Origin of the sequence: Paenibacillus antri (assembly GCF_005765165.1) — a bacterium.
Classification (GTDB): Bacteria; Bacillota; Bacilli; order Paenibacillales; family YIM-B00363; genus Paenibacillus_AE; species Paenibacillus_AE antri.
Map to the genome: position 1 here is coordinate 208,924 of NZ_VCIW01000010.1, position 11,627 is coordinate 220,550.

General features: G+C 62.1%; 14 protein-coding genes. 10 read left to right on the forward strand and 4 right to left on the reverse strand.

Annotation, left to right across the window (positions count from 1 at the left end; all coding sequences use genetic code 11):
• Nucleotides 1–19 precede the first annotated feature (19 nt).
• On the forward strand, nucleotides 20–178 hold the full coding sequence (locus tag FE782_RS32915; protein WP_338016899.1) for a winged helix-turn-helix domain-containing protein: 159 nt from the start codon (nucleotides 20–22) through the stop codon (nucleotides 176–178).
• Nucleotides 179–253: 75 nt separating this feature from the next.
• Here the strand turns inward: FE782_RS32915 and FE782_RS16460 are convergent, their stop codons facing one another.
• A complete protein-coding gene (locus FE782_RS16460) occupies nucleotides 254–691 on the reverse strand; it encodes a spore coat protein (RefSeq protein ID WP_138195349.1) in 438 nt (145 codons plus the stop codon).
• A gap of 211 nt (nucleotides 692–902) precedes the next feature.
• Here FE782_RS16460 and wsfD point away from each other — a divergent pair, with 211 nt between their 5' ends.
• Together wsfD and FE782_RS16470 are read left to right on the forward strand one after the other, a co-directional pair.
• Nucleotides 903–2,372, forward strand: a complete 1,470-nt coding sequence (gene wsfD / locus FE782_RS16465; RefSeq protein WP_138195317.1) for a glycan biosynthesis hexose transferase WsfD — start codon at nucleotides 903–905, stop codon at nucleotides 2,370–2,372.
• Complete coding sequence (locus FE782_RS16470; RefSeq protein WP_138195318.1) at nucleotides 2,264–2,770, forward strand: GtrA family protein; 507 nt, start codon at nucleotides 2,264–2,266, stop codon at nucleotides 2,768–2,770. The genes wsfD and FE782_RS16470 overlap by 109 nt, the downstream gene beginning before the upstream one ends.
• On the opposite strand, the gene FE782_RS16475 is transcribed toward FE782_RS16470, so the two are convergent.
• The gene (locus FE782_RS16475) at nucleotides 2,736–3,293 is read right to left on the reverse strand and encodes a GNAT family N-acetyltransferase (RefSeq protein ID WP_158299422.1); all 558 of its coding nucleotides are present in this window, start codon (nucleotides 3,291–3,293) and stop codon (nucleotides 2,736–2,738) included. The two genes, FE782_RS16470 and FE782_RS16475, sit on opposite strands and share 35 nt — an antisense overlap.
• 67 nt (nucleotides 3,294–3,360) lie before the next feature.
• On the opposite strand from FE782_RS16475, the gene nikR reads away from it, so the two are divergent.
• From nikR to FE782_RS16505, 6 genes are all read left to right on the forward strand, one after another.
• Entirely contained in the window at nucleotides 3,361–3,819 is a 459-nt protein-coding gene (gene nikR / locus FE782_RS16480; protein WP_138195320.1) for a nickel-responsive transcriptional regulator NikR, read from the forward strand.
• A 94-nt stretch (nucleotides 3,820–3,913) separates the two neighbouring features.
• Complete coding sequence (locus tag FE782_RS16485) at nucleotides 3,914–4,549, forward strand: energy-coupling factor ABC transporter permease (protein WP_138195321.1); 636 nt, start codon at nucleotides 3,914–3,916, stop codon at nucleotides 4,547–4,549.
• Nucleotides 4,546–4,830: a PDGLE domain-containing protein gene (locus tag FE782_RS16490; protein WP_138195322.1), complete on the forward strand. Its 285-nt coding sequence runs from the start codon at nucleotides 4,546–4,548 to the stop codon at nucleotides 4,828–4,830. Before FE782_RS16485 ends, FE782_RS16490 begins: the two co-directional genes overlap by 4 nt.
• Entirely contained in the window at nucleotides 4,827–5,516 is a 690-nt protein-coding gene (locus FE782_RS16495) for an energy-coupling factor transporter transmembrane component T family protein (RefSeq protein ID WP_138195324.1), read from the forward strand. Before FE782_RS16490 ends, FE782_RS16495 begins: the two co-directional genes overlap by 4 nt.
• A gap of 21 nt (nucleotides 5,517–5,537) precedes the next feature.
• Entirely contained in the window at nucleotides 5,538–6,365 is an 828-nt protein-coding gene (locus FE782_RS16500) for an energy-coupling factor ABC transporter ATP-binding protein (RefSeq protein WP_138195326.1), read from the forward strand.
• Between the two features lie 66 nt (nucleotides 6,366–6,431).
• Entirely contained in the window at nucleotides 6,432–7,244 is an 813-nt protein-coding gene (locus FE782_RS16505; RefSeq protein ID WP_138195327.1) for a glycoside hydrolase domain-containing protein, read from the forward strand.
• A 470-nt stretch (nucleotides 7,245–7,714) separates the two neighbouring features.
• Here FE782_RS16505 and FE782_RS16510 read toward each other — a convergent pair whose 3' ends face one another.
• Nucleotides 7,715–8,959 (reverse strand): aminotransferase class V-fold PLP-dependent enzyme, encoded by a 1,245-nt coding sequence (locus FE782_RS16510; protein WP_138195328.1) that lies wholly within the window; start codon nucleotides 8,957–8,959, stop codon nucleotides 7,715–7,717.
• A gap of 174 nt (nucleotides 8,960–9,133) precedes the next feature.
• Here FE782_RS16510 and FE782_RS16515 point away from each other — a divergent pair, with 174 nt between their 5' ends.
• On the forward strand, nucleotides 9,134–10,600 hold the full coding sequence (locus FE782_RS16515; protein ID WP_138195329.1) for an amino acid permease: 1,467 nt from the start codon (nucleotides 9,134–9,136) through the stop codon (nucleotides 10,598–10,600).
• Here the strand turns inward: FE782_RS16515 and FE782_RS16520 are convergent.
• Entirely contained in the window at nucleotides 10,586–11,215 is a 630-nt protein-coding gene (locus tag FE782_RS16520) for a LysE family transporter (RefSeq protein ID WP_138195331.1), read from the reverse strand. The two genes, FE782_RS16515 and FE782_RS16520, sit on opposite strands and share 15 nt — an antisense overlap.
• Between the last annotated feature and the right edge of the window lie 412 nt (nucleotides 11,216–11,627).

The following is an 11,627-nucleotide window of genomic DNA, read 5'->3' on the forward strand; positions in this document are numbered from 1 at the left end:
GGACGACGCTGAACGGCGAGTGGGCGTTCTACTGGAGCCGACTGCTCGAGCCGGAGGACATCGCCGCGCAGCTGTACGACATATCGGCAATCTCCGCGGGAAGGTCGAGGACGATCCGGCGAATCCGAGATGGATCGTCACCGTGCGAGGCTTCGGATATAAGCTGATGCGGGAGTAACGCGAAAGAGAGACCGACCGGAGCGCGAATGCTTCGGTCGGTCTCTTTTCTTTACCCGTATGGATTCGTCTCGGTTTACAATGACAACGCCATGTTGGCGTTCTTGACGTCCGTCGCCAGCAGTTGATCGAGATTGTAGGAAGGATAAAATCCGCGCTCGAGCATGAAGTAGAACACCTTGGCATGCAGCGCGATGGCGGCGGTCAGATGCTTGACGAACGTCGCGCGAAGCTCAGGCGTCGCCGTCTCCGTTATCGCGATCGCGTAGCTGCGCACGGACGTCTTCAGCACGCCGAGCAGCTGCGCCGATTCGGCGCCCGGAATTTCGACGTCGCCTTCGTCGCGGTTCGGCACCGGCGCCTTCGGGTAGTACGCGAGCAATTCGCGCAGGTTGTTTTCCAACGCGGCGACGGCTTCCGCGTACAAGGCGCGGAGCCCGGCATCCTGGAGCGTAGGCAGCTTCTTCTTGAACGAAACCAATTGGCCGGTCTGGAAGGCGACCAGCTCGTGCATCTCCAGCGTCTCGTGCCATGCCAAATACTTCACTTGCCCAGCTTTCAAATTCACTTCGTTCACACCCGCTTCTTCGGAAGATGGGATACCATATGCCCATCCGGGCGGAACGGAACATTGTCCCGAATACAATTCGATTTGGCGAGGTGTATCCGGAATCGGAAATGTCGATGCTTCTGAGGAGAGAATGCAGAGGGGGCTCGACTACAGGATGGCGGATCGACGCGTTGACGTTTGGATCGGGGCGACGCTTACGCTGACGGCGCTGGCGCTCGTTTATTTCGGCATTATGCACCGGCCGGTCGTCGGGATGGCGGACAACGGGGATTTCCTGCGCGTCATGAAGACGGCGGGCTTCGATTACGCGAGCGACGGACTGACTTATGAGGCAAAGTATTTCGACTACGCGATCCTTCAGTACCGCAACGCCCCGTTGGGCTTCGGCGGATACGCGTCGACGCATCTGCTGTTTTTGTTCGTCGCGAAGGCCGCGAACGCGCTGCTTCACCCCGGCGGGTTGTTCCATATTACGACGCTAGGGGCGCTCTATGCGGCTTGCTTCGCGGCGGCGATCGTCTTGATCTACACGGGGCTTCAAGCGAGCCGCGCGACGAGGCTGGCCGTCGCGGCGCCGCTCGTCGCCGTCTATACGGACGTCGCCTATGCGGCGTACTATCATTCGTTCTACGGCGAGCCGGTATCTTTGATCGGCTTCCTGCTCGCGATCGGCTGCGGGCTGCACGCGGCGCGAGCGCCCGAACGCTCCCGGCTCTGGGCGTATTTCGCCGCCGTCGTCCTGTTTATGGGCGCGAAGTCGCAAAACTTCGCCGTCGGCCTCGTCTTCTCCGCCTTGCTGCTCGCGCTGGGGAGGGCGGCCGCCGAACCGCGGACCCGCAGGCTTGCGCTCGCGTTATCGGCGGCGGTCCTGCTGCTGACGGCGGCGTTTTATGCGGCGGCTCCGAAGGAGCTGAAGAAGATTAACTTGTACCAAACCGTGTTCTACGGGGTGCTGAAGCATTCGGACGACGTCCCGGCCGACCTGCGGGAGCTGGGGCTGCCCGCGGAGCTCGCGCCGCTCGCCGGAACGAACTTCTTCGAAGCCGGCACGGCGATTCCGCAGACGTCGCCGGCGCTCGACGCTTTGTTTTACGACCGCATCGGCCATCTGGACGTCGCGCTGTATTACGCCAAGCATCCGCGCAAGCTGCTCGATCGGTTCGAGCGGGCGGCGGACGACGCGTCGACGATCCGCCCGTATTATCTTGGCAGCTATTCCAAGGAAGAAGGGCGGGGGCCGGGCGCCGTCCATCTGGAGGGCGCCTGGTGGAGCGAAGGGAAGAAGGCGCATATGCCCCGCAGCGTCTACGCCGCGTTGGCGGTCGCCGCCCTGTATACGGCGCTGCTCGCCAGCCGCCGGGTCGCCGCGCTGACCGGCTTGCGCGCGCACGGGGCGCTGTACGGCGCCCCGTTCATCGCCGCGATCGCATACGTCACGCCGCTGCTGGGCGACGGAGACGCGGATCTCGCGAAGCATCTGTTCTTATATAACGTCGCGTTCGACTTTATGGCGGTTTGCGCGGCGGGACTGGCGGCGGCCTGCCTCGCGCGCTTGGCGGCCGCCGCGGCGATGCGGCTGTACCGGCGGCCGAGCGCGGGGCAAGTCGGAGGCGGCCGGCCGTGAAGACGTTCGCCCGATTCCTTGCCGTCGGCGTCCTCAACACCGTCGTCGGCTACGGCACGACGTTCGCCGCCCTCGCGCTAGACGCGCCGTATCTCGCGGCGACGGCGCTCGGCACGGCGCTCGGCCTCGCCGTCAGCTTCGCGATGAACCGCCGCTTCACGTTCCGGCATCGCGGCAGTGCGGCCGCGGCGGCGCTGCGCTTCGGCGGCGCGAGCCTCGCCTGCTACCTCGCCGCGTTCCCCGCCGCCCGCGCGGCGCTCGCCGGCTGGGCCGCAGGGCCGCTGTCGCCGGATCAGACGGCCGCCGTCGCGGGCAGCGTCCTCTACACGCTGCTGCATTACGCGGCGCTGCGCTTCGTCGTGTTCAATCCCGCCAGATCTTCCCATGAAAGCCTGTAATGCCGCGGAACAGCGCTTCTCCGTCATGGGGAAGCGCCGCCGCGCCTTTGCCCCCAAGCTCCATATACAACGCCCGGTACGTCTCCGGAACCCAGCGGTAGCGATGCACGTACTCCGTCCGCCGGAAGCCGAGCGACGTCCAAAACCGCTCGCGGCTTTCGTTCGAAGGCGTCTCTTCCGCTTCGATCTCGATGACGAGGCCGTCGAAGCCGAGCCGTCGCGCCTCCTCCGCCAGGAACTCCGCCATGCGCCGTCCGATGCCCCGCGACCGCGCGGCGGATCGCACCGCGACGTAGTCGATCAGCAGGCTTCTAAGTTCCGGCAGCTTGCCGGTGACGGCCATCGCGACGGCCTCGCCGTCCTCCGCGCCGATATGCAGCCAGCCGGCGTCCGTATCGACGATTTTCCGAATCATGCGGCTCGTCTTCCGCCCGGACGGCGGGAACGCTTCGTCGAAGATCGGCTCGACCGCGCGCCATGCTTCGGAGTCCCATTCCGCCAGCGTCGTGAACTGCAATGCCAAGATATATCCCTCCGCGAACGAATCATGGTACAATCTGCATACATCATACCAGAACGGCGGTGCGGGCATGAAAGAGAAGGAGCTGGTCCGATTCGGCGTCTCGATGCCGCAGGAGCTCGTCGAGCAGTTCGACCGGGTCATCGCGGCGCAAGGGTACGGAAATCGGTCGGAGGCGATCCGGGACTTGGTGCGCAAGGAGCTGCTGCAGCCCGATCGGCTGCCGCCCGAGGAGGCGGTCGCCGGCACGGTCGTCATCGTGTACGACCATCACGTCTCCGATTTGTCGAAGCAGCTGACGGAGCTGCAGCACGATTATCACCACGACATTATTTCCACGATGCATGTGCATCTCAATCACGATCAATGCCTCGAAATCGTCGTCGTGAAAGGGGCCTATGGCCGGCTGAGCCGATTGACGGACGCCATTCGGGTGCTTCGCGGCGTCGCGTACGCGCAGTTGTCGGTAAGCCATATCGAACCGGCCGGGCACGGCCATTCGGATGCCCGCGCGCACAAGGATCGATAAAAAAAATGTGCGGGATGTCAGGTTTTTCCGCGGAAAATGTGCTACAATCTGAACGATTCGTAACACGTTTTCTACGGAAAGGTGGTTCATAAAGATGCATATTCCCGACGGTATTTTAAGCCCGGCGGTGTGGACGGCGGCGACCGCGGCGTCCGCGCTCGTGCTCGCGGGCAGCGTGCGCCACTCCAAGCGGACGCTGGAGCACCGGGCGGTGCCCGTGATGGGCGCCATGGCGGCGTTCATCTTCGCTTCGCAGATGGTGAACTTCCCGCTGCTCGGCGCGGCGACGTCCGGCCACTTGATCGGCGGCGCGCTCAGCGCGATCCTCTTCGGCTTCTGGCCCGCGACGCTCATCATGACGACCGTCGTCGCCATCCAGGCGATCGTCTTCCAGGACGGCGGCATCACCGCGCTCGGCGCCAACGTCTTCCTCATGGCGATCGCCGCGCCCGCGGTCGCGACGCTCGTACATAAAGCATTGAAGTCGTTCCGCGTCCCGATGGCCGTCTCCGGCTTCGTCGCCGCTTGGTGCTCCGTCGTCGCCGTATCGATCGTCGGCGCCGCGCTGCTCGCGTGGTCCGGCGTCATCGGTTTCGCGCCGGCCGCGGCGTCGCTCTTGTTCTGGCACGCGTTCATCGGCATCGGCGAAGGTCTGATCACGGCCGTCGTCATTCCGTTCGCGCTGCGGTCTTCGTTCCATTTCGCGGCGAAGGAGGGACTCGGCGCATGACGAAACGGAACGTCGCATGGTGGCTGGTCGTCGCCTTCGTCGTCGCGGGCGGCGTGTCGCTGCTCGCCTCCTCGCATCCCGACGGCTTCGAGAAGGCCGGGGAAGAAACGGGCTACATTCACACGGCCACCAACCTGTTGTCCTCCCCGTTGCCCGACTATTCGGTGCCGGGGATCGATTCGTGGCTGTCGTCGAGCCTCGCGGGCATCGTCGGCGTCGCGCTTACGTTCGGCGTATTTATGGCGCTCAGCCGCGTCTTGGCCCGCAAGTCGTCCCGATGATCTCCGTCATCCGGGACCCGCGGCTGCGGGTCGTCGCATTGTTCGGCGCGCTCGCCCTCGGCGTGTCGGTCGAACGGTGGCAGACCGCATGGGGGTTCGTTGCACTAGGATTCGTATGGCTGGCGGCGGGCGGGGTGCCTGGCCGCCTTTTTTGGCGGCGAGCGAGGCTCGTTCTGCCCTTGCTCGCCTTTATGTTTGTGTTTTTTCCATGGGCGTACGGCGCGGAAGGATGGGAGAAGGCGGGACTGTACGCGGGCCGGCTGCTGTTCGCGGTGCAGACGCTCTCCTTGACGTTCCACGGTTTGCCCGCACCGGCGTTCTTCCAGACGCTGCTCCGGCTGAAGGTGCCGTCGATCTTCGTCGAGATGGCGCTCTTCACGCTTCGGTATATCGACGTCTTCCGGGCGGAGGCGTCGTCCATGCTGCGCGGGCTGCGGAGCCGAGGCTACCGCGCCGCTTCCCGATGGTTTTCCCCGGCGACGTACGTCGTCTTGTCCAAGCTGCTCGGTTCGCTTCTGCTGCGGGCGTTCCGACGTTCGGAGCGCGTCTACCTCGGCATGCTGTCCCGGGGTTATCGCGGCGTCGTGCCCGTTCGCGAGCTGCCGCCGCACGCGTTCGGCGACGCGTGGAAGGCCGCCTGGATGGCGGGCGCGGCGCTGGCGTTATTCGTATGGGAGAAGGTATAGGAAGGAAGGCTGATTCAGAAAATGTCGCACCCCCCCATCCTCGAATTCGCGGATGTGACCTACCGATACCGCGACGATCGCGCGGCGCTGTCCGGCGTCTCCTTCGCCATACGCGAAGGGCGCAGGACGGCGATCGTCGGCGCGAACGGCGCCGGCAAGTCGACGGCCGTCTTCCATATGAACGGCCTGTTCCGTCCGACCTCCGGCGAGGTGCGGTTCAAGGGACAGCCGCTCGACGCGAAGCGGCGCGGCCGCATGACGGAGCATGTCGGCGTCGTGTTCCAAGACCCGGACGATCAGATCGTCTCGCTTACCGTGCTCGAGGACGTCGCGTTCGCGCCCGCGCAGCGCGGCATCGCCCCGGCCGAAGCGGAGCGCCTCGCGCGCGACTGCCTTGCGGCGCTCGGCATCGAACGGCTCGCCGATCGGAATCCGAGCGACTTGAGCTACGGCCAGCGGAAGACGGTCGCGATCGCGGGCGTGCTCGCGATGGACGCCGAGGTCGTCGTCTTCGACGAGCCGATGGCGTTCCTCGACCCCGCGGGCAAGAAGGAGCTGCGCCGATTGATGGACGACCTGGCGGATCGCGGCAAGACGGTCGTCGTCACGACCCACGATATGCAGCTCGTCGCGGAATGGGCCGAAGACGTCGTCGTCATGAAAGGCGGAACGTGCCTCGGCGTCATGTCGCCGCCGGAGCTGTTCGCGAACCGCGAGATGCTCGCGGAGACGAATCTCGAGCTGCCACCGCTCGCCGAGCTGGCTTCGGCGCTATGGACCGGCAACCCTAGGGACATGCCGATCCGGCTGGACGACATGCTCGCTTGGCTGGGCGATCGCCTGAACTGACGCGATTCTATCACTCCCCTCTATCGATAGGAATACAATGTCCTATCGATAGGGGGGATTTTTCATATGATCGGGAACCGTAAGCTCTGGGCATGCCTCGTCGTCTTGCTTCTCGCCGCGCTCTTCGTCGCTTGCTCTCGGCCGGCCGTCACGGAGCCTGCGCCTACTCAACCGCCGCAAGAGACGCCGGCCGCGCCGGAGTCGCCGGAATCTCCGGAATCGATCGACACCGTCTGGGGCATCGACACCGCGAGCCTCGTCGACGACGGTTTGTACGCTTGCGTCCGCGACAGCTTCGGCGAACCCGCCTTCGTCGGCCGCTACCTCGAGACGAAAGAAGGCGTCTCGTACGGCATCGCGCCGGAAGAAGTGAAGCTGCTGCACGGGCAAGGCATTAAGATCTTGCCGATCTATAACCACTTCACCGACGCGACCGCGTACGACCGGGGCGTCGCCGAGGCGGAGCAGGCGATCGAGATGGCCGGCGAGCTCGGCATTCCGGAGGGCGTGGCCATATTCGCCGACGTCGAGCCGACGTATCCCGTCGACGCCGAGTTTATCCGCGGCTGGACCGAGACGATGCTCGACTCGCCGTACGTGCCGGGCATGTACGCCGTCTTCGTCGAAGCGAGCGAGAGCAAGGCGCTGTCCTCGTACCTCGCGTTCGCATGGCAGCATCAAGCGTTGGCCTCGCAGTTAGCCGTATGGACCAGCGACGTCGACGTCGGCGTCACGACGAAAGCCAATGCGCCGACTGCCTACGAGCCGGAGGCCGAAGCGGTCACCACCGTCGACATCTGGCAGTACGGCATCGACGCCGAGACGTGTAACATCGACACGAACCTGATGCGATCGGACTTCCTGAAATACTTGTGGTAATCATCAAGCCGCTTCCCGCGGGCCTTTCGGCAGGCGGGATTTTTTGTTCCGGAATCGGGTCGCGTCCTGGGTCCTCTATTGCGGCTTCTTTCTAAGGTGATTCCCTTACCTCAGGCCGTGCTGGATCCTGAGCAAGTGGAATCAGATTAGAAAGAGAGTTGGCGGAGGGGGGAGCTCCCGGTCTCTATTGAAGATCTTTTCTAAACTGATTTCCTTACCTCAGGCTAGGGCGGGTCCTGAGTAAGGGGAATCAGATTTGAAAGAGAGTTGGCGGAAGGGGGGGGAGCCTCCTTACCTCAGGCTAGGGCGAATCCTGAGCAAGGGAAATCAGATTAGAAAGAGGTTGGAGAGGAGAGGAGCCCTGGAACTCTACTATGTTAAGGTTTCAAGTTTCGTAAGAAAGGGGGCGTCTGTCCATGCTAAAAAAGCCTGCGGCTCGCGAGCGCGAGCGGCAGGCGCCTTTTCCAAAACTACGACTTCTTCAGCGACATGACCGCATCCAGGGCTTTCTTCACGTCCGATTCGGAAATGTAAATCCCCGGCGTGAAGCGCGCGTACCGCTTCTTATACGGCGCTTCGGTCGAAATGACCTTCTTATGGACGAGCGCTTGCGCGGCCTCCTTCGGCGTCATGCCCTTCACCTCGAAGGAGACGATCCCCGAGGACAGCCGGTCGTCCATCGGCGTCGCGAGCAAGACGTGCTCCATCTCCGCCAGGCCTTCCTTCAGCATGCGCGCCAGAGCGTGCACCCGCTCGTAGATCGCCTCTTTGCCGATGCTCAGCGAAAATTCGAAGCCGCTCGGCATCGCCCACAGATGCTCCATCGAGTGGAAGCCGCCCGGAGACATGGTCGTGCCGTCGACGACGTTCGTCGCGGGGGAGCCGCTGATGATGTCGTACATCGTCTCCGAGAAGCTCGGGATGACCGGGCGGACATGGCGGTAGCCGGCTTCCGTCGCCGCGACGATGCCCGTGCCGCGCGGTCCGTAAATCCACTTATGCGCGCCGGCGCAGAAGAAATCGCAGCCGAGCTCCGGGAACGTCTCCAGCTCGATGCCGAAGCCGTGCACGCCGTCGACGACAAGCAGGATCCGATCCTCGTCGCCGCGCTTCTCGTTGATCTTGGCGATTTCCCTCGCGAGCTTCGGAATCGGAGACTTCAAGCCGGTGCTCGAATGCACCCACGTCGCGCCTATGATCCGCGTCTTGTCCGTTACCTCGGCGATGAGGTTCGACACCATCTCTTCCTCGGTGACGGTATGGATATCGTCGTAGTACGCGACCTCGCGGAAGGTGCAGCCGGTACGTTCCGACGCTCGCTTGATCGCTTCCTGCTGCGAGTAGTAATTATGCTCCGACGTCAGAATTTCGCGCCCTTGTTGAATGTTAAGGCCGGTATACACGATGCCGAGTCCGACGGTCGTGCTGTCCACGAGCGTGATGCGCTTGTGGTCCTCGACGCCGAAATAGTTCGCGGCCGCCTTGCGGCAAGTCTCCGCGAATTTCACTTCGTTCTTTAAAATATATAACGCCGGGTTTTTGTCCAGCTCGTCGCGATGCCGCTCGATGGCTTCCCGAACGGGACGCGGATGGGAGGCGAAGTATTGCGCAGTCCCCATATGAATGTAGTCCGGGTCGAGATTGAACATGGCGCGGACCGCTTCCCAGTCGACGCCCTGTGCGGCGGACGGCTTCGTCTCCATCATTGTCGGCATGAGCGCTCGTTCCCCTCTTTATATAGTGATCGGGGTTATTGTGGACGGGGGACGGCCTTCCGTATCCGAAAAGAGTCGTTGGCAGTTGTTCCCTCGCGCGCCCCGGCATAACGGCCGGGTCCGCGTTGAAGGCTATACGGAAACGTCCGTACACCGGCCAGGAGGAATAGGATCATGAGCGACAAACAGCATCCGACATCGGGCGCCGCGGCGAGCCGCGGAACGTTGAAGTGGTGGCAGTTGACGCTGCTCGGCCTAGGGTTTACGACGGGGACCGGCTTCTTCCTCGGTTCCGGCATCGCCATCGAGCGGGCGAGCTACGCTGTGTTGGTTATTTTCGTGTTGGCGGCGATCGGAACGTATTTCGTATACGACGCTTTGTCGTGCATGATTGCCGAAAAACCGGAAAAGGGCTCCTTCCGGACGTACACGAAGCATGCGTTCGGCCATTGGGCCGGCTTCAGTCACGGTTGGATGTACTGGCTGTCGGAGATGCTCATTCTCGGCAGTCAGCTGACGGCGCTCGGGCTGTTCACGCGATTCTGGTACGATAAAATTCCGTTGTGGGGGTACGCCGCGGCCTACTCGGTATTGGGCGTCGCGATCGTGCTGCTCGGGCAGAAGGGCTTCGAGAAAGCGGAAAATGTGTTCGCCGTCCTGAAGGTCACCGCTCTCGTCATGTTTATCGTATTGGCGTTCCTCGTCATTCCGGGCGTGCTCGGTCAGGAAAACGCCCACATGCATTCGCCGAAATCGGTACCGGACTTCTTCGAACATGGCGCCATGGGGATGTGGACGGGGTTCGTCTTCGCCTTCTTCGCGTTCGCGGGCATCGAGGTCATGGGCCTGATGGCGACGGAGCTGAAGACGCCGAAGGACGCGCCGAAGGCGGGGAAGGTCATGATCGGCGTGGTCACGGTGCTGTATACGGCGTCGTTGGCGTTGGCGCTCGTTCTGGCTCCGAAGAAGGACTTCTCTCCGGACGAGAGTCCGTTCGTCACGGCGCTTAAGGATCTCGACTATCATATGATCGTGAGCATTTTCAATGGAGTGCTTATTATCGCCGGGTTCTCGAGCTTGGTCGCTTCGCTGTTCTCCACGACGAAAATCATGTATTCGATCGCGCAGGACGGGGACGCGCCGAAGCTGTTCACGAAGCAAACGAAGAAGCGCAAGCTTCCTTATATGGCGTTGTTTCTGACCATCGGGGGCATGATCGTCTCCATCGTGGTCGCCCTTGCGCTGCCGAAGTCCGTGTACGAATACATTACTACGGCGGGTGGACTCATGCTGCTGTTTTCGTGGCTGTTTATGGTGCTGTCCGCGCGCCGGCTAACGAAGCTGACGGTGTGGGCGCAGGTCAAGTCGGCGACCGCCATCGTTCTGATCGCCGCCGCCGTAACGGGGACTTTGTTCGATAAGAGCAGTCGACCCGGCTTCTTCGCAAGCATCGGCTTCATGGCCGCGATTATCGGCGTCGCGCTCATCCTGCAGTTTACGAAGTGGAAGGGCGGAGGGGGCGGAACGAAGCCATCGCCGGACCGCGCGGATACGCAGGACGAGGAGGAAGAGACGGAGACAGAAGGGTCGCCGTTTCGGGAGCGGATTTTCCGCAAGCGACGTGCGCTACAGAAACAGTAGCTTGAACGCCTGTACGCCGAAATAGAGGCCGAAGCCGATTAACGCAAGACCGGCCGCGCGCGAAACGAACGTCAGGAAGCCGCCGGAGGCGAATTTCTGGAACGAGCTGGAAAGCGTCGCCATCGTGAAGTCCCACGCCAAGATGCCGATGAAGATCGCCGCGCTGTTGACGAGCATGTCCATGGGTTTCGCGGCTTCCGCGGCCTTGGCGAGAATCGAGCCGTAAATACCGAGCCAAAACAGAATGCTAAGCGGGTTGCTAAGCGTCAGGATAAATCCTTGGGTGAAGGATTTGGCCGGCGCTTCTTTTCCTTGCTCCCTAGTGGAAGAGCCAATCCCCTTAGCCTTCTGGAAGCTCTCCACGCCCGTATAGATGAGAACGAAGCAACCGAACGTCCACAGGAACGATTTCATGAAGGGCGTCTGCAGGAAGTGCGCCGAGCCGAAGTAAATAAGAAGCATGAACGCGGCGTCAGCCGCCATTGCGCCTAACCCCAGCAGCCAAGCGTTCCAAAAGCCGAACCGGATCCCTTTGTCCAGCTGCGAGGCGTTCACCGGTCCGATCGGCGCCGACAGCGATAGTCCGAGAAGGATATAACTTAGGAAAGTACTCATGTTGACAGCAACTCCTCGTAGCGGGTATAGGGTGTAGTTGACTACTTGTACAGTGTATTGATGGGGCTGTCCCAGTAGAACCGTCGGAATTGGGAAAATGTGTACATTGCGCGGACTCGAACGCGATGGTAAGATAGTTTTTCCGCCGGCGAGTTCGGCGGTGATCGAAAAAGAAATATAAAATACCACTTGCAATTGATCGACGTAATGTGTTATATTCTAATTCCGGCCGCGAGAGCGATTCGGACAAGCAACACCGAGTAAGACAAGCTTGCTCCTTGAAAACTGAACATGAGCGCATATGCTTTTTAAAGAAGTAAAGCTAGCTTGTAATGAGCGCAGTATATTGAACTACCCTTTTTGGAGAGTTTGATCCTGGCTCAGGACGAACGCTGGCGGCGTGCCTAATACA

Bases quoted from the DNA above. Each gene is read 5' to 3' on its own strand.
- FE782_RS16510 (WP_138195328.1), bottom strand. From the start codon at position 8,959: ATGCCGACAATGATGGAGACGAAGCCGTCCGCCGCACAGGGCGTCGAC.
- FE782_RS16505 (WP_138195327.1), top strand. From the start codon at position 6,432: ATGATCGGGAACCGTAAGCTCTGGGCATGCCTCGTCGTCTTGCTTCTC.
- FE782_RS16515 (WP_138195329.1), top strand. From the start codon at position 9,134: ATGAGCGACAAACAGCATCCGACATCGGGCGCCGCGGCGAGCCGCGGA.
- FE782_RS16500 (WP_138195326.1), top strand. From the start codon at position 5,538: ATGTCGCACCCCCCCATCCTCGAATTCGCGGATGTGACCTACCGATAC.
- nikR (WP_138195320.1), top strand. From the start codon at position 3,361: ATGAAAGAGAAGGAGCTGGTCCGATTCGGCGTCTCGATGCCGCAGGAG.
- wsfD (WP_138195317.1), top strand. From the start codon at position 903: ATGGCGGATCGACGCGTTGACGTTTGGATCGGGGCGACGCTTACGCTG.
- FE782_RS16495 (WP_138195324.1), top strand. From the start codon at position 4,827: ATGATCTCCGTCATCCGGGACCCGCGGCTGCGGGTCGTCGCATTGTTC.
- FE782_RS16520 (WP_138195331.1), bottom strand. From the start codon at position 11,215: ATGAGTACTTTCCTAAGTTATATCCTTCTCGGACTATCGCTGTCGGCG.
- FE782_RS16490 (WP_138195322.1), top strand. From the start codon at position 4,546: ATGACGAAACGGAACGTCGCATGGTGGCTGGTCGTCGCCTTCGTCGTC.
- FE782_RS16460 (WP_138195349.1), bottom strand. From the start codon at position 691: ATGCACGAGCTGGTCGCCTTCCAGACCGGCCAATTGGTTTCGTTCAAG.
- FE782_RS16485 (WP_138195321.1), top strand. From the start codon at position 3,914: ATGCATATTCCCGACGGTATTTTAAGCCCGGCGGTGTGGACGGCGGCG.